The organism is Bdellovibrio sp., from assembly GCF_047637665.1.
Classification (GTDB): domain Bacteria; phylum Bdellovibrionota; class Bdellovibrionia; order Bdellovibrionales; family Bdellovibrionaceae; genus Bdellovibrio.
In genome coordinates this window covers 1-23537 of sequence record NZ_JBLJBT010000044.1, presented here as the reverse complement: position 1 = coordinate 23537, position 23537 = coordinate 1, and the positions used below count along the sequence as shown (strand labels likewise).

The following is a 23537-nucleotide window of genomic DNA, read 5'->3' as shown; positions in this document are numbered from 1 at the left end:
CATCAAGGAAAAATCAGAACTATTTATCGATGCGAAGACGGAAGCTGCCGAAGTTTTCCAATCCTTTGGATGTAAATCCATCAGAAGATTTAACAGACTTCATAGCGCGTACGATCACCTCAAGATCTTGAGGGTTCTCCGTGTTCTTATTTAGAAGTGTTGAGATCTGCTCGGTCCCTGCCGCTCCCAGACTTGTTAGCGTTTGCTGGGAAATGACTTTAAAATCTTTATTCACAAGAAGGACCTCGAAGTCAGAGTATTGAACCTCTACGTTCGCGCCATTCGGAGCCGTGTAGGTTTCTAAGGTCGGAGTTTGATCGAGGCGCCATTGTGATCCCTGGCATTTCACCAAGGTGACTTTAAGAGCGGCTTCATGGCTCAATACCGAGGCCTTTTCGCCGACAAGTTCGACCAGAACATTCTTGGATCCTGGCAGATTTTCGGATTTATAGGAGCCATTGCAATGGACAGCGGCACCGTCAAAGGTTTTGAAAACTTTGGCTTTGGAGTCGGCCATGGCATTTTGAGCGAAGGCTCCCAAGGTCGCAGTGGCAAGGAAAGAGAGAAACAGTTTTGATTTCATTCAGGGCTCCCATTTTAGTTTTTTCCCTCTATGAGCAAGACCCGCGCCGAGAGGCGGCTCTGTGTAAACTCATATAGTCCTCGAGGGCGTAGAAATCGTGATGGGGAGCTGTTTAGATATTAGTCAGAGGCCGGAAGGGGGCATTTTCAGCCCCCGCCGGGGTTAGTGACTAAATTTGTTTTTGATTTGTTCAAACTTGCTTTCAACTTTGTCTCCAATCTTAGCCATAAATCCCTTCGCCATGGCATCGTCGATATGGAGCGTATCCATCACCTGATGAACTTTTTTGCTGGTCTCCTCTTTAGGGAGGCCCGTTTTTTGAGAAACTAAAGAGACGAACTCATCAGGACTGGTCATGGCTTTTTTTAGCTCGTCCTCACTTAAGTTTAAATTGCCGAAATTCTGTTTAAGGGCTCCTGAGAGTTCAGTGAGTTTTCCTTGGATCATATCTTTATCCATAAAGAACCTCCATTTTGGCTTGTTGATCTGCCTCTTTAGGAGGCGCTTCTTTGCAGGGAGAGTCAAATCTTCGCGCCAAAACTTTGACTCCTGTCAGAGAAGTTTTACCCAGGAAACATTTTCCCCACAGGCAAAATTTGCCTGAAATCAAATATGTTGGACCGCAGTTTATTCGGCAGGACCAGAGTCTTGTTGGCATCCGAGTTGCTTTCAATCTTGTAAGGACCACTCTGTGGTCGTTCATCATGGAGGATGAAGTGGCTGAAGAAAAAGCGGCAGCAGCGGAAGTGTCATCAGCTCCGAGCGGGGGATCTGGACAAAAGCCTATACTATTAATTGCGTTGGCGGTCATCAATATGCTCGTCGTGGCCGGCGTAGGCTTTATGCTCTATCAAGGACGCAAAAAAGATGCGGCAGAACCTAAAATTGAGCACGTCATTAAGGGCGAGGCCGAAGCACAACATAAAGAAGCGACGGAAGAAAAAGAGGTCGTTGGGAAAGTGGTGCCTCTTGAAACTTTTATTGTGAATTTGGCAGGCTCGAAGGGGCGTCAGGTTGCGAAAGTTAACATGGAGTTGGAAGTTAAAGGCGACCATGTTCTTGAAGAGATCGAAAAGCGTAAAGCGCAAATCCGTGACATCATTATTATTATTCTTTCTTCCAAGACCTACGCAGATGTTTCATCTCGTGAAGGTAAAGATAGTTTAAGAAACGAAATCAAGGACACGATCAACTCTTTCCTGGTTCAGGGAAAGATCTCGAACGTGTTCTTCACAGAGTTTATCTATAACTAAGGCAGGACTATGAATCAGGTTCTTTCGCAAAGTGAAGTGGATGCTCTGTTAGCTGCGGTCTCCGATGGGGATGTGGCAACGTCGGAGACAAGCAAGCCCGAGGCGACGGCCTCTGTGGGGAAAGTGGACGAGCGTAAGATTGTTTCTTACGATCTGACCAGTCAAGACAGAATCATCCGGGGACGTCTTCCTCAGTTAGAAGTGATCTACGAGAAGTTCATGCGAGCTTTCCGTGTTTCATTGTCTTCGGCACTTCGTAAAATTGCCTCGATCACCTTGACCTCGACTGAATTTTTGAAATTTGGCGAGTTCATCAATACATTGCCAATGCCGACGTGCATGAGTGTTCTTCGTTTCGGGAACTTACGTGGTTCGGCTTTGTTCGTTATTGAAAGTAAATTGGCTTATGCGTTGGTAGATAGCTTTTTTGGTGGTGCGGATCGCCCTTATACTAAAATTGACGGGAAAGACTTTACACCGATTGAGCTTTCGATCGTACAAAAGGTTGTGGGACTTGCCATTAATGATTTGGAGATGGCCTGGGCTTCCATTGAGAAAATCGGTTGTTCTTTTGTGCGTACCGAAGTGAATCCTCAATTCGTGGGGATTGTGCCTCCGACAGACGTGGTCATTGCGTCGACATTTGACGTGGAGCTTGAAAATGCGACGGGCACGATTTCCATCGTAATTCCCTATGCGACTATCGAGCCGATCAAACAAAAACTTTCAACGGGTTTCCAGGTGGAATCCGATCAGACGGATAAAAAACTTTGGACTTCTATTATTCAAGAACAACTTCTTGAAACTGATATGGAAATCAAAGTGAACTTAGGCGAGACCGAAATAAAACTCAAAGACATGATGAATCTCAAAGTAGGTGACGTGATTCCGTTGGATCAAGACGCCTCTGGAGAATTTGACGTCAATGTTGAGGGTGTTAAGAAATTTAAAGGTTATTACGGAATACATCATGGAACTGTGGCGGTCCAAGTGACTCGACCGGTGCAGAAGTAGCAAAAGTAGGGGGATGAATGACTGACGATAATTTGGACAACTTGGCAGACCAACTCGTGGCGGAAGCGGCGGGGATGGTTGCGGAAGGAAGTAAGAAAGCCGTAGAGACGCCAAGTCAGCATGATAGAAACTTGAATTTAATTTTAGACATCCCACTGAAAGTTTCTGTGGAGTTGGGTCGCACGAAGATGCCCGTGAGCGAGCTTTTGAATCTCACTCAAGGCAGCGTCATCGAGCTCAACAAGTTGGCCGGTGAGCCCATGGAAGTTTATGTGAATGATAAATTGATCGCCCGCGGAGAAGCCGTCGTGGTCAATGAAAAGTTCGGTGTGCGTTTGACAGATATTATTTCTCCAGCTGAGCGCGTAGAACAGCTCAGATAAGAGGTTTAAGATGCGTTGGTTGCTTTCTCTCATCTTTGTGGTTTCAGTCTCTGCCCAAGCGGCTGAGGAAACGGCAGTCGCTCCTGCGACAAATGCGGACAGCATTGTCGCGGAAGGAGTGCCGGCGGTCAGCTCCGAAGGAGTCGTGGCCGAGAAAAGCAAAGTAGACACTCGCAAAGAGTCTGAGATTCCTCTGAATCTAGATGCGAATAAGAAGGCCGCCGCCGAAGGCAGTGGTGTTTTCCGTATTCTTTTCACCTTGTCGATTTTGGGACTTGTTGGAACTGGGGCTTACTTCTTCCTCCGTAAGTATTCCATTCCGAAAGCTTCCAAACATCAAACCCAAATCAAGGTTCTTCAACAACACTATTTGGGACCTAAAAAGAGTTTGGCTATTGTTCGTGTGGCCGGAGAGTCCATTTTGATTGGTGTGACCGACCATAACATCACAATGATCAAAGCCTTGTCGCTTTTGGATGATGAAGTGCCTGAAGAGGCACCTCAAAATTTCGGAAATGTTCTAGGGGGCCTAGGCACCAAGGCGGACTTTTCAGGGAACGACGAAGAAGACGTGCCAGCTCCACGTAAAAAAGCGGCTCGAGAATTGGATTCTGACGAAGAGTTCGCCATCAGTGGCATTAAAGATATTGTTTCTAAACGTCTTAAAGGGATGAGGTCTCTTCAGTGAGAAAGACAAACTGGACTCTTTGCAGTCTTCTTTTATTGCCTCTGATACTTTTGATAAGTTCCAGTGCGTTTGCGCAAGTGACTTTGCCAACCGTGAATCTTGGCTTTAAAACCACGGACAATCCCAACGAAGTTGTGAATGCCGTGAAGTTGATCTTGATCATGACGGTGCTGACTTTGGCACCGGCGATTCTGATCATGATGACAGGCTTTACTCGTATTATTATTGTGTTCTCGTTTTTAAGACAGGCCATGGGTGTGCAGCAAATGCCTCCCAACCAACTGTTGGTTGGTTTGGCGTTATTCCTCACCTTTTTTGTAATGCAACCGGCTTTTAATGAAATGAACAAGAATGGGATTCAACCCTATATGGCGGGAAAAATCTCTCAGGACGCGGCGATTGAAAACACATTGGCTCCGCTTCGTAAATTCATGTTCAGTCAGACTCGGGATTCGGATTTAGCGCTTTTTATTAAACTCTCAAAAGTAGATAAACCTAAAACGCGCGCCGATGTGCCCACGATGGTTTTAGTTCCGGCCTTTGTGGTGTCTGAACTTAAAACCGCTTTTCAAATTGGCTTTATTATCTTCCTGCCTTTTCTGGTGATCGACATTGTCGCGGCCAGTGTTTTGATGGCGATGGGGATGATGATGCTTCCCCCTGTAGTTATTTCGTTACCCTTTAAGATCATGCTCTTTGTCTTGGTGGATGGATGGGGTCTTCTCATCGGTTCTATGGTCAAGAGTTTTGGGTGAGGTGAAAGATGACAGAAGAATTAGTAATTCGACTTGGACAAGATGCTTTAAGAACCACGGCGATGCTGGCAGCACCTCTCTTGGTGAGCACGTTGGTAGTGGGTTTGGCCGTCAGTATTTTTCAGGCCCTGACTCAAATCAATGAGGCGACTCTGACATTTATTCCCAAGATGATCGTGGTGGCTCTGGTCTTTGTGCTCGCGGGCCCGTGGATGATGGATGTGATGAGTACTTATACCGTGAATCTTTTTGAAAATATTGCGGTGATGGTGAGGGAATAAAGGCGTGATTAACTGGAGCTCAATGACAGAGGCACAGATTCTTCTTTTTGCGTTGATCTTTCTGCGCATGATTGCCTTTGTCGTGTCCTCCGCAGTCTTTGGATCTCCGACAATCAATACCCCTGTAAAGGTTTTATTGTCTTTGGTTCTCAGTGTGGTGCTGTTTCCTGTGGTGAAAGTTGGCAGTGTCGACTACCAACTAATTTCTAATGAAATCATCGGCTTAGCGGTCCGAGAATTGATTGTAGGATTGTCCTTGGGATTTTTAACCCGCTTGTTCTTCTTTGTGGTCACAATGACAGGGGATTTGGTGTCAATCTCGGTCGGTTTGAGTGCTTCTCAGCTTTACAATCCGATGTTAGGAAGCCACGGAAATACGATTGATCAATTCTATTCTACAATCGGAACATTGGTTTTCCTGGCGATCAATGGGCACCACATGCTCCTCAGTGCAATAGCGCAAAGTTATGAACTTGTGCCTGTAAGTTCCATGACTTTGAATGTGGGACCTTTCGCTGAAATGGCGGTTTACGGCCAAAGTGTGATGATCATGGCCATTAAGATGTGTGCGCCAGTTTTAGTGGCGATTTTATTGGTGAATCTGGCTATGGGCATTTTGGGAAGAGCTGTGCCCCAGATCAACGTCCTGGTGACGAGTATGCCGGTCACAATTATGTTGGGAATGACAGTGGTATTCCTCTGTCTTCCGCTTCTGGTGCTGGAAATGAATGGTCTAGTTGAAATCACTGCTACCAAACTGTTTGCGGTGATGAAACACTTATAGATAGGTCTGTACCCTGGCAGTGTCGGGGTTGGTTGCTTTTAAGTTCTAGGAAGGAACTCAATGGCTGAGGAAAACGGCGAAAAGACCGAACAGGCAACGGATGCGAGACGGGAAGAGTTTCGTAAAAAAGGGAACGTTGCACATACAAAAGAACTCGCGTCGGCAATATTGTTATTGGCCGCGGCGGGTGGCGTGTATGCTTTGGGTCGTTTTTTCTTCAAAAATATCTTCGAAGTTTTTCAATACTCTTTTGGACAAGATATGGTGGTGCTTGTGCGTGAGGGAAACTTCACGGAGGCTCTTCGTTTTTGTGCTGAAAAAGCTCTTATTCTAATTACACCAGTCATGGGAATTGCGGGGCTTCTCGGGGCTGCTTCGTCTTTGATGCAGGTAGGATTCCTCCAGGTGGAAGACGCTTTGGAGCCTAATTTTGAAAAGCTCAATCCCGTCGAAGGGTTTAAGCGGGTTTTCAGCTTACGGGCGGTGGTCGAAGCCATTAAATCAATTCTTAAAATGGGTGCGATCGGACTTGTTCTATATTTTCTTTTGCGCGGTGAAGTTAAACAAGTTCCCTACATGATCACCTTTTCGATTGAGCAAATTATCGTGTATCTGGGAGCCGTGGTGGTGAAACTTCTTGGCGGCGTTGGGGCCGTCATGTTCGTCATTGCCGCGGCGGACTACTTCTATCAGCGTTGGGATCTTGAAAAGAAAATGATGATGACCAAGCAAGAGGTCAAAGAGGAACACAAGCAGCGTGAGGGTGATCCCATGATCAAATCACGCATTCGTCGTATCCAAAGGGAGATGGCGAGCAAGAGAATGATGGCGGAAGTTCCTAAAGCGGATGTGATTATCACCAACCCCACTCACATTGCTGTTGTACTCAAATACACGGACAACCTTCCGGCTCCACAGTTGATCGCCATGGGCGCGGATCATGTGGCCGAGAAGATTAAAGAGATCGGTCGCCAGCACAATATTCCTATTGTGGAAAATAAGCCTCTGGCGCGGACGATCTTTAAGACTTTGAAAATTGGACAAGTTATTCCTCGGGAACTCTTTGTCGCTGTGGCAGAGGTGTTGTCGTATGTTTATCGTTTGCGTAGGAAGAAGAGATAATGGATCAGGTGTTTCAATTCTTAAAGAGATTCGAAAAGTTCACCAAGAATACGGATCTTGTGATTGCATTCGGATTACTGGCAATTTTGGCGGTGATGATCATCCCATTGCCTCCGTTTATGCTCGATATCTCTTTAACCTTCTCGTTGGCCATCAGCGTTTTGATTCTATTGGTGAGCATCTATACGGATCGCGCTCTTGATTTCACGTCATTCCCGGCGTTGCTTTTGATGACGACGTTGTTCCGTTTGGGTTTGAACGTGGCGACAACACGTTTGATTTTGACTCATGGACATGAAGGGGAAAAAGCGGCCGGTGATGTTATCGCCTCTTTTGCGAACTTCGTTGTCGGCGGTAACTACGTCATCGGTTTTGTGATGTTTATTATCTTGATGGTTATCAACTTCATGGTTATCACCAAAGGTTCGGGCCGCGTGGCAGAGGTTGCCGCCCGCTTCACCTTGGATGCGATGCCTGGTAAGCAGATGTCCATTGATGCCGAATTGAACTCAGGGCACATTACCGAAGCCGAAGCTCGCAAACGCCGTAAGCAAATTGAAGGCGAAGCGGATTTCTACGGAGCGATGGATGGTGCCTCCAAGTTCGTTCGTGGTGATGCCATTGCCGGTATCATCATCACCATGATTAATATTCTGGGTGGTTTGGCGATTGGGGTTATTCAAAAGGGCCTTGATGTCGGAACGGCGGCGAAATATTACACCATGTTGACGATTGGTGACGGTCTGTTGGCTCAGATTCCCGCTCTTGTGATTTCAACGGCGGCCGGTATCATCGTCACTCGTACTTCGAATTCCGATAAGGATGTCGGTCAGGAAGTCACGGGACAACTTTTTGTTAAACCTCGTGCCGTCATGATCTCGGGCGGTGTTTTGATTATGTTGGGGTTGGTCCCGGGTCTTCCGACGCTTCCGTTTCTTTTGATGGGAGGTCTTTTGTGTGGCACGGCTTGGGTTATCAATAAAGCTCGCGATGAAAAAGCTCAAGCCGAGAAAAAAGAATCCGAAGCAAGTCTCAATGTACCCAAAAAAGAGAACATCGAAACGATGTTGCCGTTGGACATGGTTGAGCTTGAGGTGGGTTATGGTCTTATCAACATTGTTGAATCGGATCAAAGCGGTGACTTGTTAGAGCGAATTGTCAGCATCCGTAAGCAGTTTGCACTGGATCTGGGGATCGTTGTTCCAAGTATTCATATTCGGGATAACTTGCAGTTGGCTCCGGGCGAGTATCGCGTTCTCATTAAAGGAAATCGAGTGGGCGGTGGAGTTCTTCGTCCTGAGGCGATGCTCGCGATGGATCCTGGTAATGTGGCGGAACGCATTGAAGGGATTGCGACCAAAGAGCCTGCCTTTGGTTTGGATGCTCTTTGGATTTCTCCATCTCGTAAAGAAGATGCGGAAATTGCGGGTTACACTGTGGTGGATCTTCCGACGGTCATGGCGACACATCTTACTGAAATTATTCGCTCCCACGCTCATGAGCTGTTGGGCCGTCAAGAGGCCTCAACTCTTATCGAGAACTTCAAGAAATCGCATCCTAAAGTGGTGGAAGAACTTATTCCAGATCTTTTACCATTGGGATCCGTGGTGCGTGTGTTGCAAAGCTTGTTGAAAGAGCAAGTTTCAATTCGTGATCTTCTCACCATCTTTGAAACTTTGGCGGATGAGGCTCCTCGCAATAAAGATATCGAAGTCCTGACTGAGCAAGTTCGCCGTGGTTTGGCTCGAGGGATTACTGCGAAGTATACCACCGAACAGGGCAATATTCCTGTCATGACACTTCATCCTGTGATTGAAGAAATGATTGCGAACTCTTTGTTGCAAACAGAGCAAGGGGTTCAGTTGGTGATGGACCCGACAACGGCCCATCGCCTGATCAATGAAATTGCGCGGACCGTGGAAAATCATCCCGAAGTGGCCAGTCAGCCCATTTTGCTGACCAGCCCGACTTCGCGCCGTCATTTATATAAACTTACGTCCCGATTTATTCCTCAGCTTGTGGTGCTTTCGCACAACGAGTTGACGTCAGACGCAGATGTTCAATCGGTTGCACTCGTGGAGATGAGCCATGCAGGTTAAGAAATTTGAAGCACGTACCATGAAAGAAGCCTTGGAAATGGTGAAGACCCAGTTGGGGCCCGATGCCATCATCCTTTCTGCTCGCGACAACAACAAGAGTTTCGGACTTGTCGGAGAAGGCAGCGTGGAAATCACAGCCGCCGTTTCCGAAGAGACACTGCAAAAGAAGAAATTCGCAGAGTCCAGACTGCGAGAGCAAGACCGTGAAAAATTCTTAAGAAGCCCGGCTCGTCAGCAAAAAGAGTTGATCCACAAGATGGTGGAAAAACACGTGCAAAAGACGCAAGCCCCGGCGCCCATTACACAGCGTCGTTATATCGATATTGAAGATGAAGCTGAAATCTCCCGACAAAAACAGGTTGCGGAGGAAAGAGTTCGTTCCGCAGCGCAAAGAGCTTTGAATGCATTTCAGGAACAAGAAGAAACATTTGCCAGATCCGCTCCGAAGAAGGTTGCGCCTGTCGTGAAGGCGGGCCCTCCGACAGAAAGCCCTGAGGTTGTTGCGCTCAAGAATGAAATTGCCAACTTGAAGCAGGTGATTTCTCAGTTCCAGCAAATGCCGCAAAGTTTTGTAGGAACACATCCTGGCGCGGATTATGGAATTTCTTATGATCTTAGTTTCGTTTTTGAAAAGCTGACCAGTGCGGGTATGGCTCCAGAGATCGCCGCAGAAATTCTAACTACGGCACAGGAAACTCTTCCGGCCTTGAAATTAAAGAATCGTTCTTTGGTAGAGGCCTGGGTGGCACGGTACGTGTTGGACTCCACAAAAGTCTCCAACAATCCCACTCAAGGAAAGATCCATTGTTTTGTGGGCCCTGCCGGCAGCGGAAAAACATCGGCTTTGATTAAGATGGCCAGTCAGATGGTCGTTCGTGAAGGAAAGAAGATCGCTCTTTTCACCACAGACACCTTCAAGGTCGGCGCGGCCGATCAGATGAAGATTTACGCTCAGATTTTAAATGTTCCCTTTTCAGTGATTCGTTCTCAGAACGACTGGACAAATTTGATGCGGTACCTTGCCAATGTGGATTGTGTTCTTGTTGATTACACAGGCTTGAGTTTAAAGAGCAACGAAGAAATTCAAATGCTCAAGAGTCTCTTGCCGCCAGCAGCTTTGAATCCCAATATTCACTTGGTTCTTTCCACGAATGCCAAGGACGGGGATGCGACAGAGCTGGGGCGTCGATACTCCGTACTGGGTTATAAGGATGTGGTCTTTAGCTCGTTAGATGAGTCCACACAACACGGCACCATCTACAACTTTATGAAACGTTTTGATGTACCTTTGCATTCTTTTGGCATTGGGCCACGTGTGCCTGAAGACTTTGAGTTTGCAACCAAAGAGCGTCTTTTGGATCTGATTTTTAAGATTACAAAATTCAAACAACAGGATTCTGAAGCTGTATGAGAAATATGAATGCCTTTGATATGTATCGCACCAGAACCATTAGTATCACCTCTGGCAAGGGAGGCGTTGGTAAAACCACCGTGGTTGCGAACCTTGCTCTCACGCTAGCACAGAAGGGCAAGAAAGTTCTCATTCTTGACGGAGATCTTGGGATGGCCAATGTGGATATTCTTTTTGGTGTTAAAACCAATGGCAATATTCACGATATTTTGGCGGGCCGTAAAGAGATGAAAGACATTTTGGTGGAGGTGTCCAAAGATGTTTTTCTTATTCCTGGCGGAAGTGGAGTTGTTGAATTCAACCACATGAATCACTTTGAGCGAAGAGCGATGGTGGAGGCGGTGAGTTCACTGCCCTTGGGTTTTGATTATCTTCTGATTGATACGGCACCGGGGATCGCTGAAAACGTTCTGTTCTTAAATTCGGCCGCTCAAACCGTGTCTGTGATCATAACACCAGACCCCGCAAGTTTTGCTGATGCTTACGCTTTAATCAAAGTTTTGAATAAGAACTACAAGGTGAATCATTTCTCTATCATCTGCAATCAAGTGCGGGATGAACAAGAGGGGCTGGGGCTTTACCAACGATTCAATGACGTCGTAAACAAGTTTCTATACATAGGTCTGGACTACTGGGGTTCCATTCCCAACGACGTGGTTTTGCGAAAAGCAAATCAAATGCAACGTCTCATTGTGAGACACGATGTGGGGGCGGAATCGTCTAAAGCGATTCGTCAGATTTGTCATCAGATCGAAAAGTCTGCCAAACAGATTGAAAGCACCGGTGGGATGCAGATGTTCTGGGATCAGGTCGTTGGGTTTGCATAAGAAAATCTGAGAGAATTGGACTTTCAGCTCACGAGCCTGTTTGATAACATAGACTTCAAGAGGGAAAAACATGGGGAAAAATGCGGCATTGTTGAAGAAGTATAAAGAAGAGCCACGTAAGCTTGCTGCTAATCAAAAAGATGATCTCATTAAAGAGTACGCGCCATTGATTAAATTCATTGCGCAGAAGATTGCCGTGCGACTTCCCTCAAATATTGAATTGGATGACTTGATCTCCGCCGGTGTCATCGGTTTGATGGATGCGATTGAGAAGTACGATTCCACTCGTGATAATAAGTTTAAAACCTATGCGGAATTCCGTATTCGTGGTGCCATCTTGGATGAACTTCGTGCTCAGGACTGGGTGCCGCGTTCAATTCGCGACAAAGCGAAACTTCTCGATAAAACAATGGTGCAGCTAGAGGCCGACTTGGGGCGCGCACCGACAGATGAAGAAGTTGCTAAGTGTTTGAATGTCTCAATTGATGAGTTTCATGATCTTGTAAATCAAGTTCGTCCGGTCAGTCTTTTGCCGATTGATCAGGCAACGACCTTCAGTAATACCGATAAAAAATCGATCATGGATATCTTAGAAGGTTCACGTACCAACAGTCCGTTCAACCAGCTAAATGTTAAAAATATCAAAGAAGTTGTCGCTCAAGCGATCGAGGAGCTTCCGGAAAGACAAAGATTGGTTCTTTCTCTTTATTACTATGAAGATCTGAATCTGAAAGAGATCGGACAAGTTCTGCGAGTGACGGAGTCGCGTGTATCTCAGTTGCATGCTCAGGCGGTAACTCGTTTGCGCGCAAAACTAGCGGCAACGATTGGTGCCGGGGAACTAGAGATCGCATAAGACAAGACAAATATAAATTGGATAGTGAAAAGGGGCTTTGATGAAGATCAGAGCCCTTTGTTTTTTTGCCGCCAGCTATTCGGAGAGATCTTCTTCCATTTTTGACTTAATCTTCTTCATCAGACGAGCCTCCATCTGACGGACCGCTTCGCGAGTGATGCCGTATTTTTCACCGATTTCTTGAAGGGTTAAGGGATCATCATTCAGAATACGTTCATCCAGAATAATCTTCTCTCGATCCGAAAGTTCGGGTCGAATTTCTTCAATTTTCTTTTTGAGAATTTCAAGTTGCTCTTCTCGGGCCAGAACTTCATCTAACGGTTGATCGTTGACGTTCTTCTGCAAGTCCCCAAGACTGGTTCCCGAGTCTTCATCGACAGGGCGATCCAGGCTCACATCCCGACCTGACATACGCATCGCCATATCACGAACTTCATCTTCGGGGATCCCTAAACGGCTGCTGATTAACGCCGCATTGGGTTCAATTCCCATGGCATCCAGGGCCTCTTTCTCTTTTTGCAGCTGATAAAAGAGGCGTCTTTGATTTTGCGTGGTCCCGATGCGCACCATGGAATACTGGCGCATCAAAAACTCTTGAATGTATCCGCGAATCCACCACACGGCATAGGTGATCAGGCGAGCCCCTTTGTAGGGATTAAACTCTCGCACGGCATGCATTAACCCGACGTTGCCCTCTTGAATGAGGTCAATCATCTTGGCGCCAAACTTCGAGTACTCAGCGGCAACTTTGACGACAAAACGAAGATTGGCCTTCACCAGGGCTTGAGCCGCCTCGGGGTCTTTGGATTCAAAGTACTTTTTTGCAAGATTGGTTTCTTCTTCTTTGGTCAAAACCTTATAGCGACGAATTTCATTCAGGTACATGACCAAGGGGTCCGCTGAGGTGATCGCCTTGGTGGGTTCGCTAACGGACAGCGCCTTAGAGTCTTCAAGTGGCTCTTCAATGTCAAAATCACCTGAGGGAACGGCATAGGCCTTCTCGGTCTCCGCGGAGGGACTTAGGTCCTCCTGGGATTGATCTTCGACGAGTTCGGCAACAACACTTTTGGGTTCCACTTTCTTCTTGGAAGAAGACGCGACTTTTTTGGAAGTTACCTTTTTAGCAACTTTCTTTGTCGTTTTCCCATTTTGGGGAGTTGTGGGTGCTTTTGCCTTCAGTTTTGCCATAAGACTTTTTTTAGCCTAAATACTTCGCTAGTTTTCTTTGCAAAGTTTCTTGGACTTTACCTTTGAATGGAGTCAGCATCAACGGCAGATCAACTGTGACAGAGACTTTACTTCCTGCGCCAGCGGCCGCCACGGCCATATCAGCCTTAAACTGGGCTCCCATCAAGGCCGCGCTCTTGGATCCGTCGTTAAAGAGGCATTGAAGCTTTGGGTCAAAGCGTCGAATATCCTGATCATTTGAAAGGAATTCTTTAATTTTACGATAGGCTTCTTCGGGGGCGTGGCTGCTTTGGTGATCAATCGTGAATTTCGGCATGGCAATGTCCTTCTTTGAGCTGTTCAGATTCTGAGTATATCGTTGGACGGATTCAAAAACAAAGCCCTTAGAAAGTGACGTCTTATAAGACTTGATTTTGGGAGGGATAATAAGATGCTTTTTGACTGCCTGCAGACAATATGCAAGTCTGGATCTAGTTTCTATTCTGAAGTTTCCCTTCAAAAAAGGTATCGTCCATGAAGTTTGTAAAAGAGCTGAAAAGAACAAATTATTGCGGAAGTCTAGGTCTTCCTCAAGCCGGTCAAAAGGTTGTCGTGATGGGATGGGTGGATGTCCGCCGCGATCACGGAAGTCTTGTATTCATCGATCTTCGCGACCGTGAAGGAATTGTTCAAGTTGTATTGGACCCAAATAAAGCCGAGACCTCCTCTGCCAAAAACTTGCGTGGTGAATTTGTCCTTGCGGTGGAGGGGACCGTACGTGCGCGCCCAGACGGGATGAAGAACGCAAAGATCAAAACAGGAGAGATTGAAATCGAAGCCACTCGCTGTGAGATTCTCAATGAGTCTGCGGTGCCGCCATTTCAAGTGGACGATCAAAATGTGAATGAGTCTTTGCGCCTGAAGTATCGCTACTTGGATCTTCGTTCTCCACGTTTGACCAACCATTTGATGACTCGCCATAAGGTGGCGCAATTGGTTCGTCGCTTCTTGTCGGAAAATGGATTCATCGAAGTGGAAACTCCCATTCTGTACAAATCCACCCCTGAAGGAGCTCGTGACTATTTGGTTCCTTCACGTGTGAATCCAGGTCACTTCTATGCTTTGCCGCAATCGCCGCAAACCTTGAAGCAGCTTTTGATGATTTCAGGTTATGATCGCTATTTCCAACTGGCACGCTGTTTCCGCGACGAAGATTTGCGCGCGGACCGACAGCCAGAGTTTTCTCAGATCGACATGGAGATGTCCTTCATCGACCAAGAAGACATTATGCAAATGAATGAAAAGCTTCTTCGCACCATCTGGAAAGAGGTGAAGGGCATTGATGTCGGCGAGATTCCGCGCATGACCTATCAAGAGGCCATGGATCGCTATGGTATCGACAAGCCGGACACTCGCTTTGGCATGGAGATCAAAGATCTGAAGTCTGTTGTCACAGGCTCTGGCTTTAAGGTTTTTGATGACGTTCTTTCTCGCGGCGGAATTGTGCGTGGAATCGCGGTTCCCAAAGGGGGAGCCTACTCCCGTGGTCAGTTCGATAAACTGACCGATATGGCCAAGCGTGCGGGAGCTAAAGGACTTGTGTGGATTAAGTCTGAAGCCGATGGATCACTCTCTTCGCCGGTATCGAAGTTCTTTAGTCCTGAAAAATTGGCCGAGATGTTCAAGGCCGTAGGAGCTGAGAGCGGAGATTGTGCCTTGATCGTAGCGGATGATTTCGATACGGCCTGCGCCTCCCTTTCGACGTTGCGTTTGCATTTAGGTCGTGAGTTGGGCCTGATCGATACCAGCAAATACAAATTTTTGTGGGTCGTGGATTTCCCATTGTTAGAGTACTCTCCAGACGAAAAACGTTGGGTGGCCCGCCATCATCCGTTTACGTCTCCGAAGGATGAGTTCGCTCAGGATCTTATTAGCAATAACGAAGCGGCTTACGGCAAGATGTTGGCGAAAGCGTATGACCTTGTTTGTAATGGCTACGAAATGGGTGGCGGAAGTATCCGTATCTATCGCAATGAGATCCAACAGGCGATGTTCCGTCTATTGGGAATGAGTGAACAAGAAACACAACACAAGTTTGGTTTCTTCTTGGAGGCTCTAAAGTACGGAACACCTCCTCACGGTGGTATTGCTTGGGGTATGGATCGCTTGGTGATGCTTCTTTGTGAAACAGATGCGATTCGCGAAGTGATTGCTTTCCCGAAAACGGCGAAGGCCACAGATCTCATGGCGGATTGCCCCAGTGAGGTGAACCGCGATCAGCTGGCAGAGGTGGGAGTCCGTCTTAGCTCCTTGGCTGAAAAACATCTAGAGGATTTGAAGAAATCCTAATCTTGAGGCTCCACGGTGATGGAGCCCTCGATAGTTTGAACTTTAATATGACCCACTTCTTGAGGAAGAATCTCGGAAGTGGGTTTTTGATTTAAGTTGTTCTGAATTTTCCCTGAAACAGATTGTAAATCCACTTCATAAAGATTTTTTGTGGGCAGTTGTAGCTGCACATGCCCCTGGCGAGTCTCAATGAGGAGGCGTCCTTTATAGGATTCGGGGACATAAATATCAGCCACTAACTGCGCGTCCGAGGCTTGGGTCGTTTCTTCGCCGTTAACATTCATTTCAATCCAGTGACTGGCCAGAGGTTCTTGAAATTCGATATTCAAATTGTCTTTGTCGACGGTCTGCAAAATGAAGGGTCCACTTTCAAAGCGAGGAACCTTCCCATGCAGAACCACCTTGAGATTTCTTTCAGAAAAAGTTTTGACATGAACGTCAACTCGACGAGAAGAAAAACGAAGAGTCTCAATCCCTTGAAGAAAAAACTCTTCAGCCTCTTCGTATTTTTGTCCCTGCATAAACTTTTCTGTCACAGAGTTAAAGGCATGAAAAACCGTATCGGGATTGTTAAAAACATACCCCATGATCAGAATCAAAGACCCCATCAAAATAAAAAAAAGAGCCACCAAGCCCAACAAAAACTTTTTCAACATTCCCAAAGAAATCCTTCCCTAGGCCCTCAAAAGAGCCTCAGCAAAGGCGGCTTTCGAAGATCAGAATTATCATATTGAATCCGCACCAGAAAAGTAATTGAATAGAGGAAAGGAGACTTCATGCAGCGTATTCTGCCCGAGACAGATCTTGAAAAGAAGGTGATGTGCCTGGGTGCTGTTTTTATTGAAGAAAATCAAGTTCTTGATGAGCTGTTTCAAGTTATTGGGTCTGATCTTGAAGACGGCAAGGAGCTCCCCGAGGATATCAAGGCACAGGTTCTGGACGAAATTGGCGAGTACTTTTTTCGTTTAGATATGAACTACGGCCCAGATATCAAAATTGACTGTATTGGCATTCTCGAAGAGTTCTGGGGTGTTCGGGATAAAGCCACTGCCCTGAAAAATTTAGAAAATATTCGGCTTCAAGGGCACCGCACTAAGTTCAATGTTTTAAAATCTTGTCTGCCGGCAGAGGGAACTGTGGATGCGGCTTCCTTGAGTCGTTTTAAGCAGATTTTTGCTTTTGATCTGGAGGAGGGGCAAGAGTTGCAAATGAGCGATGAAGACTATCGCAAACTTGCCCAGTGGATTCAGAAAACCAATCGTTATCTCAAGGATTCGAGCATCCTGGCTTGGGATGCTGCTCGTTACGTTCATCTTGTTCGTTTAAGTTATGTGGCAGGTTACCTCACTGATTTAGAGGCCTGGGCCGAGATCTTGAAGTTAGCGCCTTTGATTGAGGGACGCTTTGATTCTTGGATGGAATTTTCTCAGAGCTTTTTAATTGGTCGAACCTTTTGGTCGGGAGGAGATGATCCCCAAGTAAAGGCTATTTGCGAAAAACTTCTCGGGCACCCCGCCAGCCCCTGGCATTTCTTCTCCTGGACCTAATTCTAGTTTTCCCCCCTTTGTCTCAAGTTTGAACGTTTTATTCCGATACATTTCCTAGAGAGCCAGGATGGCTTTCTGCAAAACACACACGGAGGTGTGGAATGGAAAAAATCAGTGGCATTCTTCCGTCAAGCCCGCGAACTCGAGTGGCCGAAGTGGCCGCCGCGCAGCCCGCTCGCCCCGGAGCTCCCGCTCTCGGAAGGCCGATGGGGAAAAACTCTTTAGGCGATCGGGTCACGCTGAGCAAACAGCTTGAAGAGATGCGACAGACGGGTGTTATTCCTGAGATTGATGAATCTCCGGTTTACAAGAATCCTGCGGAAGTGAAGAAGCTGAAAGTGATTGAAGATCTCAATCAGAAGTTCTTCAATAATCCGAAATCGGTGGCTCGGGAAGGTGATCAGACAAAGTCTGAAGAGACTTTAAGTAAAACCACGGACAACGAGGGTCTTTTCTATGTAGAGAAGGAACTGCGTCCAGAGGCAGCACCTTTAAAAGAAATCACAGATAACAAACTTGCCTAGATCTTGACATCTCCTGTTTAGAACACAAACTTTTGAACGGGAGGCTTCATGGAGCCGTTAACGCGATCTTGGCGAATTGTTCGCGCGACATGGCTCACGAAGAAGCCATCCGCTCGAGCATGGTATATTGCTGCATGGTCAGCTATTTCTCTTTTGTTGGGAAGTGGTCTTTATTGGCTTGATGGCCTTCATGCGGCCTCTTGGATGCCCGCATCCCGCCAAACTGTCTTTTCGCATTACGAGTTTTGGAGACTTTGGACGACCTTGTTCGCCCACGCAGACCTTGGGCATCTTACCTCCAATTCATTTCTTTTTTTTATTTTCGGATATTTTTTGTCGGGCTATTTCGGCGTTGTGGTTTTTCCACTTTCAGCCCTGATATTTGGCGGCTTTACGAACGCCATTGTTTTGCTGACTTACGACCCAACGGTTCACCTCATCGGCGTGTCCGGCGTTGTTTATTGGATGGGGGGTGTTTGGTTGGTTTTATATCTCTTATTGGATCAGCAAAGAACCTATGCGCAAAGAACTTTACGCTCTCTCGGAGTGGCCTTGGCGGTCTTTATGCCATCGACCGCTTTTGATCCCCAAGTGAGCTATCGAACTCACTTCGTGGGTTTTATTCTGGGCGCTGTTTTTGCGTGGGTATTCTACTGGTTCCATCGAGAGACCTTCAAAGCTGCTGTGGTCACAGAGATTATCACGGAAGAAGAATCAGTCCCCGGTGAGTCCGATTTTTAGAGACTCTCGCAGGGCTCAAGAAGAATTCCATGTTCCTCCACGGAGCACAGACGATAGGCTCCTTTAAAGCGGCGATGTCCTGTTTCAGTTTTTTCTGCAACGACAACATAGTCTAAAGAAAGTTGAATCAAGCGGCGAATGGCCAAAAGACTCCATTGCGGAGCTCCCATCTGAATCAACATCTCAAGGCGAATTAAGGCTTGTACGGGATCCTGAGCGTGCAAAGTTCCAAAGCTTCCCGTGTGCCCAGTGGCGAGAGCCATGAGAAAGTCTTTCGCCTCAGAACCTCGAACCTCTCCCATAACGATACGATCAGGGCGAAGACGCAAAGACCTTTTTACAAGTTGCATTTGGTCCACCGACGGAAGGACGCCTTGAGAGTCTTCTCGTGTCAATAGTTTCATACTAGCTAGATTGGGCAGAGCAATTTCTGAGGTATCTTCGATGACGATCACTCGTTCATTTTCAGGCAGCAGTTGCAAGAACGAGTTGAGCACAGAGGTCTTACCGGCACCCGTTGAGCCCACGACGAGAAAGTTTTTTCTTTGTGTGATCAATCTTTCAAAAAGAGGGAGATCCTGGGGGCGACACCACTCCATCTCCGCCAACTTGGGGAAGGTCCAAGGGTTCTTAGGGTGGCGACGAAGTGAAAAATGGGCTGAAGCTTGCGTGAGATCCCCACCAATCAGGCTGAGTCGAAAATCTCCAAAGCTTCCATCGGCGCAAGGATGTTCTTTACTGATATGGGTTTTGGCCTCGTGAGATAAGCGATCTAAACAATTGCGATAGCTCAGCTCTGAAAAGAATGAATCGGTGTGTTTTTGCAGACGTCCATTTTTTTCAATCCAGATGGAGTCAGGGCCATTGACTAAGATTTCTGTCACATCCTCATCAGCCATCGGCACACACAAGGGTCCCCAGGACGCGATCTCGTCACGAATCCTCATTTCTACAGGGACCGTGGCATTCTTGGTGTGATGAGAAATGATTTGCTCTGCTTTTTGAGAGCGAAGTTGACTTTCCTCTTCCGACGACAAAAGAAACTCATTGAGTGGAGTTTTTTGAATGTCTTCTTGAATAAGATGAAAGAGTTCCTTGGCAGTGTTTATCATAAAGACTCCTTTTGAGGTTGGAGATGAGTCATTTCTTCGTTATCTTCGCCTTCTTTGAGGATGGTGGGTCGTACAAAAATAACCAATTCAGAGCGGTTTTCTCGAAAGTCCTTGCTTGCGAATAAAGATCCGAGAACAGGGAGGCGTGAAAGGAATGGAACTCCTTCCGAGCTTTTGCCGTCTTCGCTTTTAAGAAGTCCTGACAGAGCAATTGTTTGCGGGCGAGTCAGATCGAAGTGACTGGAAACACGGTTTGTAAGAATTCCGGGAATATCGTCGACTTTCCGAGAATCATCAAGAGTCGTGACTTCGGTTTCGATAGAAAGACTGATTCTTCCCGCAGCATCTGCCTTGGGTTTGACCCGAAGAAGGATTCCATATCTTTTCCAGACGACATCCTGAGCTTTGAAATTTAATATCTTTATCGGAAACTCACCACCAGCTAGAAATTCAGCTTCCTTGCCGCTGCGACAAATAATATTCGGACTGGCAAGAATCTTTCCATAACCTTGAGCTTCCAAGGCGGTAAGATTGAATGGCAAGTCATCCAGAGTCTTTTCCCCGGTTCTAAGAATTTTGGCGGAATAGCTGGAGGGCCAGCGCAGTCCGTATTTCAAAGAGAGGTCTCTTTTAATTTCGGCCACGGTGATTTGAACTTTCACCGTCGGAGCCACATCAAGACTGTTTTCGTCGCGAATGACGTTTACGCCAAAGGGACTTAATATTTTCTGATATCTTTTGAGAGCCAGTTCTGGCGCGCTCACCCGGATCTCTGGAAGAGGCGTAAAAATAACGGTTTGCGGTGGTACTCGGGATTGATCAAAGAGATCTTGAAAATATCTTTGGGCCTCTTCCTGAAGTGAGGAGGACAGGCGGGCTTGCATTTGATAAGAAAAGGACTTGGATCTTGCAAAGTCCGCAAGCTTTATCCAGTCCTGCAGACGGTAAAGTTGTCCGTTGATTTGTAGATCCCCCTCGGCCACGGAGGTCGAAAGCCCAACAACTCCTTTTAGATATTTTTGTAGATCCTCAAACGAGCCCGTTTTGGCTGGATGCAGGACTTGAATCTGAAAGTTCGTGGAGCCCATTTTTAATAGAGTGCGACCCTCCTTGAGTCCCTTGATAAGAAGTCTAGAGCCAACTCCTTCGGCTTTCAGGATGTCTTTATCTTGAATCCAAACCGAAGAGGTGCCCGGGAGTGAAAGAGTCTTTTCTTCCCCCAAGGAAAGGGTGAGGTTTTTAGTTTCGGCAAAAGCAATAAATGGAATGATCAGAAGGAGCGCAATAAGTGTTTTCATGCCCAGGAGTAGAGCAATTCTTGCGCGACATTAATTTAAATATAGGAACGGCTCAAAGACCGGGAACCGGACGGAATTAGCCGACCGGCAACTCAAAGAATACCATCACACCCTGATCTGTATTTTTAAACTGAAGGGTGGAGTGGTGTGACTTTAAAATTGACTGACAGATAGTAAGTCCCAAGCCCATGCCTGTGGAGTGGTGCATGACATCTTCGTCGATATAAAAAGGTTTTGTGATTTTATCAACGACTGAAGAGGGGAGGTGGGGCCCCTTGTTGTGAACCACAAAGCGCAACTGAGATCCGTTGCGAAGGCTTTCCACGTGAATATCGCTGCCATCATCACCAAATTTTGCAGCATTGTGAATTAAGCGCATGACTACTTGTTTGATGAGGCGGACATCCGCCTTCACATGGATGGGCTCAAGTTTGCTGACAATTTTTTGGTGTTTTTTGGAAAGGAGATCCAGGAGCTCTTTACTGAGTCCCTCGTCGAATCTTTCAAAAGCGGTGCTTTGCATATCGATTTTAAGTTGATTCGTTTCTGCTCGAACAATCAGAAGAACGTCTTCAACAAGACTCTTAAGGCGCTCCGCACTTTTGGTGATTCGATTCACCATCAGTTTGTCTTCCTCATTCAAATTGGACTCAGCCAACAGGGAAGAGAAACTTAAGATCGAGGTGAGGGGCGTTTTCAATTCATGATTTATCAGAATCATGAAATTGGACTTGGCGACGTCTAAACTTTTTAGTTCTTCCAAAGCTTTCGCCAGCTCTGCATTTTTTTGTTTCAGTTCCTGTCCTAAAGCGAATCTTTCAATGGCGTGTTCAACGGTGTTGGAAAGGTCTACGGGATCCCAGGGCTTTGTTAAATATCTAAAGATCTGTCCTTTGTTGACCGCCATGATAACGGACTCCAGATCCGTGTACCCCGTGAGAAGAATTCGAACTGTCTCAGGATGAGAACTTAAAGTTTTCTCTAGAAATTCGACACCAGTCATTTCGGGCATGCGTTGGTCTGTAATAATAAGAGCAATAGGTCCTGGATTTTGGTCTAGAACCTGAAGTGCTTCTTTTCCCGAGGTGGCCTTTAGTACGGAATATTTCTTTCGAAATAACCGTTCGAGGGCATCTACGTTATCTATTTCATCATCTACACAAAGAATTGTGTGCTTCGCCATAAAAGGTAGTGTAGGATTTGAAAATGAGCAGTGCAAAGGAATTTGCACGGGCCCGGGTGTTGTCATGGATGATGACCAGGAAGGGACGTGGAAATATGCTGGACTACAGTCTAGTTTCACATTCTTTCAACAATTTTGCTCAGAAATGAGTCAAGTCTGCGTCTTTCCATGACGATCAGTGAAACGGTAGAAGTTTTATCCTTTTCAGGAGATCGTGTATGAAATTATGGATGCGCATTGCAGTTCCCTTCACAACCGTGATGAGTTTTGCAGTCGGGGTTCAAGCACAGCAGTGGGGAACCGGAATGTACGGCGGTATGCAAGCCTGCCCTTACAATTACTCGGCTGCTGCGGGTTCTTCAAGCTACCTAGATGAAATCAAAGAAGCGCAATCTGCAATTCGCGAAGCTGAAAAGCAACTCCGCTCTAAGAAAACCGAAAAGAAGAGACTTGAAAAAGGCATGGAGCGATCTCGCCGAGATGTCGAAGATGTTGTTTCTGAAGACTTCACCGAATTCATGTTTGAGCACATCGAGAACAACGTAAGTTGTAAAGAGTATAAAGGCATGGCCGGAAGTGATGAGTTCATTGCTGGTGGCCAAGAGGGTGAAGCCGCAGTTCAAGCTCCGGCATCCCGTGAGGTGCGTGGTTTCTCAATTACCGAGTGGACTCGTCTTTGTGATCAAAATAAGAGCGGCTCCGTTTCTGCGACAGTCTGTGATGGAAGTCGTTTCCGTCAGACTGAAAAAGGTAAAGCCACGTCTCAAGACTGTAAGAAGGGTCTGACTGATTACAGAAAGAGCTATGCTCAATCAAATAAACTTCAGCGTGAAATTGAATCTTTAGAGAATCTAGTTCGCCGAAGCAAAGAAGACATTCAAGATGCTCGTCAAAACTATGCTGACGAACAACGCGAAAAACAGCGTGACCAGCTTGAAGGTGGAATCTGTATCGACTGTATTTCTCAAGGATCTGGTTACACTTATCAAAAACGTGAGACCGACTGGGGATCTGTAGTAGGAAATATCGGATTAGGTCTTGCTGCGACTTACATGGGTTATCAAACCAATAAAATGGTTGCCGATGCAAATTCAAATATTGGTTGGCCAACACAGCCTTATCCAGCATGGGGTTACGGATTTCCGTTCCTTGCGACTGGAGTTAGTCAGGCTCTTGGTGGCGGTGGTGGAATTTACGGAGCTGTCGGCGGCGGTATCGGAGCGGGTGGCTTTGGTTGCGCTGGTATGAATGGTGGAGCTTACGGAATGATGGGACCTTACGGTGGCATGAATGGAAATGGCATGTGGGGTAACCCTTATGGCATGGCCGGCATGGGCATGGGTGGTCTTGGTGGTGGAATTTATCAACCCGGCATGGGCCCTTGGGGCATGGCCGGTCCTTGGGGTATGGGTGGACCGTACGCAGGGGCGATGGGCTATCCTATGATGGGTGGCATGGGCGGTATGGGAATGCCAATGGGCGGAATGCTCGGCGGCGGTCTTGGTGGAATGATGGGAATGCCTATGGGCGGCATGGGTGGCATGGGTTACCCAATGGGCG

General features: G+C 46.7%; 24 protein-coding genes and 1 pseudogene. 17 read left to right on the top strand and 8 right to left on the bottom strand.

Annotated features, from left to right (window positions below; all coding sequences use genetic code 11):
- Window positions 1-19: 19 nt before the first annotated feature.
- Complete coding sequence (locus tag ACM64D_RS15120) at window positions 20-583, bottom strand: hypothetical protein (RefSeq protein WP_415064066.1); 564 nt, start codon at window positions 581-583, stop codon at window positions 20-22.
- 162 nt (window positions 584-745) lie between these two features.
- Window positions 746-1042 (bottom strand): hypothetical protein, encoded by a 297-nt coding sequence (locus tag ACM64D_RS15115; protein ID WP_415064065.1) that lies wholly within the window; start codon window positions 1040-1042, stop codon window positions 746-748.
- 257 nt (window positions 1043-1299) lie between these two features.
- Between ACM64D_RS15115 and fliL the strand changes: the two genes are divergently transcribed.
- From fliL to ACM64D_RS15055, 12 genes are all read left to right on the top strand, one after another.
- The gene (gene fliL, locus ACM64D_RS15110) at window positions 1300-1836 is read left to right on the top strand and encodes a flagellar basal body-associated protein FliL (RefSeq protein WP_415064064.1); all 537 of its coding nucleotides are present in this window, start codon (window positions 1300-1302) and stop codon (window positions 1834-1836) included.
- Between the two features lie 9 nt (window positions 1837-1845).
- Window positions 1846-2850, top strand: coding sequence for a flagellar motor switch protein FliM (fliM, locus tag ACM64D_RS15105; protein ID WP_415064063.1), 1005 nt, complete (start codon window positions 1846-1848; stop codon window positions 2848-2850).
- A 17-nt stretch (window positions 2851-2867) separates the two neighbouring features.
- Complete coding sequence (gene fliN, locus ACM64D_RS15100; RefSeq protein WP_415064062.1) at window positions 2868-3233, top strand: flagellar motor switch protein FliN; 366 nt, start codon at window positions 2868-2870, stop codon at window positions 3231-3233.
- Between the two features lie 10 nt (window positions 3234-3243).
- On the top strand, window positions 3244-3921 hold the full coding sequence (gene fliO, locus ACM64D_RS15095; protein WP_415064061.1) for a flagellar biosynthetic protein FliO: 678 nt from the start codon (window positions 3244-3246) through the stop codon (window positions 3919-3921).
- Window positions 3918-4676: a flagellar type III secretion system pore protein FliP gene (fliP, locus tag ACM64D_RS15090; protein WP_415064060.1), complete on the top strand. Its 759-nt coding sequence runs from the start codon at window positions 3918-3920 to the stop codon at window positions 4674-4676. Before fliO ends, fliP begins: the two co-directional genes overlap by 4 nt.
- Before the next feature lie 8 nt (window positions 4677-4684).
- Window positions 4685-4957, top strand: a complete 273-nt coding sequence (gene fliQ, locus ACM64D_RS15085; protein WP_415064059.1) for a flagellar biosynthesis protein FliQ — start codon at window positions 4685-4687, stop codon at window positions 4955-4957.
- 4 nt (window positions 4958-4961) lie between these two features.
- Window positions 4962-5741 carry a flagellar biosynthetic protein FliR gene (locus ACM64D_RS15080; RefSeq protein WP_415064058.1) on the top strand — a complete coding sequence of 260 codons (780 nt, stop codon included), beginning with the start codon at window positions 4962-4964 and terminating at the stop codon, window positions 5739-5741.
- Window positions 5742-5801: 60 nt separating this feature from the next.
- Window positions 5802-6863, top strand: coding sequence for a flagellar biosynthesis protein FlhB (flhB, locus tag ACM64D_RS15075; RefSeq protein WP_415064057.1), 1062 nt, complete (start codon window positions 5802-5804; stop codon window positions 6861-6863).
- Complete coding sequence (flhA, locus tag ACM64D_RS15070; RefSeq protein ID WP_415064056.1) at window positions 6863-8962, top strand: flagellar biosynthesis protein FlhA; 2100 nt, start codon at window positions 6863-6865, stop codon at window positions 8960-8962. Before flhB ends, flhA begins: the two co-directional genes overlap by 1 nt.
- Window positions 8952-10373 carry a flagellar biosynthesis protein FlhF gene (flhF, locus tag ACM64D_RS15065; RefSeq protein WP_415064055.1) on the top strand — a complete coding sequence of 474 codons (1422 nt, stop codon included), beginning with the start codon at window positions 8952-8954 and terminating at the stop codon, window positions 10371-10373. The genes flhA and flhF overlap by 11 nt, the downstream gene beginning before the upstream one ends.
- Window positions 10370-11200, top strand: coding sequence for a MinD/ParA family protein (locus ACM64D_RS15060; protein ID WP_415064054.1), 831 nt, complete (start codon window positions 10370-10372; stop codon window positions 11198-11200). The genes flhF and ACM64D_RS15060 overlap by 4 nt, the downstream gene beginning before the upstream one ends.
- A gap of 70 nt (window positions 11201-11270) precedes the next feature.
- Complete coding sequence (locus tag ACM64D_RS15055) at window positions 11271-12056, top strand: FliA/WhiG family RNA polymerase sigma factor (protein ID WP_415064053.1); 786 nt, start codon at window positions 11271-11273, stop codon at window positions 12054-12056.
- 75 nt (window positions 12057-12131) lie between these two features.
- On the opposite strand, the gene ACM64D_RS15050 is transcribed toward ACM64D_RS15055, so the two are convergent.
- Window positions 12132-13244 (bottom strand): RNA polymerase sigma factor RpoD/SigA, encoded by a 1113-nt coding sequence (locus tag ACM64D_RS15050; RefSeq protein ID WP_415064052.1) that lies wholly within the window; start codon window positions 13242-13244, stop codon window positions 12132-12134.
- Window positions 13245-13254: 10 nt separating this feature from the next.
- Window positions 13255-13560, bottom strand: a complete 306-nt coding sequence (locus ACM64D_RS15045) for a polyhydroxyalkanoic acid system family protein (protein WP_415064051.1) — start codon at window positions 13558-13560, stop codon at window positions 13255-13257.
- 197 nt (window positions 13561-13757) lie between these two features.
- Here ACM64D_RS15045 and aspS point away from each other — a divergent pair, with 197 nt between their 5' ends.
- Window positions 13758-15572 (top strand): aspartate--tRNA ligase, encoded by a 1815-nt coding sequence (aspS, locus tag ACM64D_RS15040; RefSeq protein ID WP_415064050.1) that lies wholly within the window; start codon window positions 13758-13760, stop codon window positions 15570-15572.
- Here aspS and ACM64D_RS15035 read toward each other — a convergent pair.
- Complete coding sequence (locus ACM64D_RS15035; protein WP_415064049.1) at window positions 15569-16228, bottom strand: hypothetical protein; 660 nt, start codon at window positions 16226-16228, stop codon at window positions 15569-15571. The genes aspS and ACM64D_RS15035 overlap by 4 nt on opposite strands.
- 120 nt (window positions 16229-16348) lie before the next feature.
- On the opposite strand from ACM64D_RS15035, the gene ACM64D_RS15030 reads away from it, so the two are divergent.
- From ACM64D_RS15030 to ACM64D_RS15020, 3 genes are all read left to right on the top strand, one after another.
- Window positions 16349-17119, top strand: a complete 771-nt coding sequence (locus tag ACM64D_RS15030) for a DUF1266 domain-containing protein (protein WP_415064048.1) — start codon at window positions 16349-16351, stop codon at window positions 17117-17119.
- A gap of 101 nt (window positions 17120-17220) precedes the next feature.
- On the top strand, window positions 17221-17643 hold the full coding sequence (locus ACM64D_RS15025; protein WP_415064047.1) for a hypothetical protein: 423 nt from the start codon (window positions 17221-17223) through the stop codon (window positions 17641-17643).
- A gap of 48 nt (window positions 17644-17691) precedes the next feature.
- A complete protein-coding gene (locus ACM64D_RS15020) occupies window positions 17692-18384 on the top strand; it encodes a rhomboid family intramembrane serine protease (RefSeq protein WP_415064046.1) in 693 nt (230 codons plus the stop codon).
- Here the strand turns inward: ACM64D_RS15020 and ACM64D_RS15015 are convergent.
- From ACM64D_RS15015 to ACM64D_RS15005, 3 genes are all read right to left on the bottom strand, one after another.
- Window positions 18381-19496 (bottom strand): CpaF family protein, encoded by a 1116-nt coding sequence (locus ACM64D_RS15015; RefSeq protein ID WP_415064045.1) that lies wholly within the window; start codon window positions 19494-19496, stop codon window positions 18381-18383. The genes ACM64D_RS15020 and ACM64D_RS15015 overlap by 4 nt on opposite strands.
- The gene (locus tag ACM64D_RS15010; RefSeq protein WP_415064044.1) at window positions 19493-20794 is read right to left on the bottom strand and encodes a pilus assembly protein; all 1302 of its coding nucleotides are present in this window, start codon (window positions 20792-20794) and stop codon (window positions 19493-19495) included. The genes ACM64D_RS15015 and ACM64D_RS15010 overlap by 4 nt, the downstream gene beginning before the upstream one ends.
- 76 nt (window positions 20795-20870) lie before the next feature.
- Complete coding sequence (locus ACM64D_RS15005) at window positions 20871-21977, bottom strand: response regulator (protein WP_415064043.1); 1107 nt, start codon at window positions 21975-21977, stop codon at window positions 20871-20873.
- Between the two features lie 218 nt (window positions 21978-22195).
- Between ACM64D_RS15005 and ACM64D_RS15000 the strand changes: the two are divergent.
- Window positions 22196-23537, top strand: a pseudogene (locus ACM64D_RS15000) (hypothetical protein); the annotation flags it as partial.

Bases quoted from the DNA above. Each gene is read 5' to 3' on its own strand.
- ACM64D_RS15120 (WP_415064066.1), bottom strand. From the start codon at position 583: ATGAAATCAAAACTGTTTCTCTCTTTCCTTGCCACTGCGACCTTGGGA.
- ACM64D_RS15115 (WP_415064065.1), bottom strand. From the start codon at position 1,042: ATGGATAAAGATATGATCCAAGGAAAACTCACTGAACTCTCAGGAGCC.
- fliM (WP_415064063.1), top strand. From the start codon at position 1,846: ATGAATCAGGTTCTTTCGCAAAGTGAAGTGGATGCTCTGTTAGCTGCG.
- fliN (WP_415064062.1), top strand. From the start codon at position 2,868: ATGACTGACGATAATTTGGACAACTTGGCAGACCAACTCGTGGCGGAA.
- fliO (WP_415064061.1), top strand. From the start codon at position 3,244: ATGCGTTGGTTGCTTTCTCTCATCTTTGTGGTTTCAGTCTCTGCCCAA.
- fliQ (WP_415064059.1), top strand. From the start codon at position 4,685: ATGACAGAAGAATTAGTAATTCGACTTGGACAAGATGCTTTAAGAACC.
- flhB (WP_415064057.1), top strand. From the start codon at position 5,802: ATGGCTGAGGAAAACGGCGAAAAGACCGAACAGGCAACGGATGCGAGA.
- flhA (WP_415064056.1), top strand. From the start codon at position 6,863: ATGGATCAGGTGTTTCAATTCTTAAAGAGATTCGAAAAGTTCACCAAG.
- flhF (WP_415064055.1), top strand. From the start codon at position 8,952: ATGCAGGTTAAGAAATTTGAAGCACGTACCATGAAAGAAGCCTTGGAA.
- ACM64D_RS15060 (WP_415064054.1), top strand. From the start codon at position 10,370: ATGAGAAATATGAATGCCTTTGATATGTATCGCACCAGAACCATTAGT.
- ACM64D_RS15055 (WP_415064053.1), top strand. From the start codon at position 11,271: ATGGGGAAAAATGCGGCATTGTTGAAGAAGTATAAAGAAGAGCCACGT.
- ACM64D_RS15050 (WP_415064052.1), bottom strand. From the start codon at position 13,244: ATGGCAAAACTGAAGGCAAAAGCACCCACAACTCCCCAAAATGGGAAA.
- ACM64D_RS15045 (WP_415064051.1), bottom strand. From the start codon at position 13,560: ATGCCGAAATTCACGATTGATCACCAAAGCAGCCACGCCCCCGAAGAA.
- aspS (WP_415064050.1), top strand. From the start codon at position 13,758: ATGAAGTTTGTAAAAGAGCTGAAAAGAACAAATTATTGCGGAAGTCTA.
- ACM64D_RS15035 (WP_415064049.1), bottom strand. From the start codon at position 16,228: ATGTTGAAAAAGTTTTTGTTGGGCTTGGTGGCTCTTTTTTTTATTTTG.
- ACM64D_RS15030 (WP_415064048.1), top strand. From the start codon at position 16,349: ATGCAGCGTATTCTGCCCGAGACAGATCTTGAAAAGAAGGTGATGTGC.
- ACM64D_RS15025 (WP_415064047.1), top strand. From the start codon at position 17,221: ATGGAAAAAATCAGTGGCATTCTTCCGTCAAGCCCGCGAACTCGAGTG.
- ACM64D_RS15020 (WP_415064046.1), top strand. From the start codon at position 17,692: ATGGAGCCGTTAACGCGATCTTGGCGAATTGTTCGCGCGACATGGCTC.
- ACM64D_RS15015 (WP_415064045.1), bottom strand. From the start codon at position 19,496: ATGATAAACACTGCCAAGGAACTCTTTCATCTTATTCAAGAAGACATT.
- ACM64D_RS15010 (WP_415064044.1), bottom strand. From the start codon at position 20,794: ATGAAAACACTTATTGCGCTCCTTCTGATCATTCCATTTATTGCTTTT.
- ACM64D_RS15005 (WP_415064043.1), bottom strand. From the start codon at position 21,977: ATGGCGAAGCACACAATTCTTTGTGTAGATGATGAAATAGATAACGTA.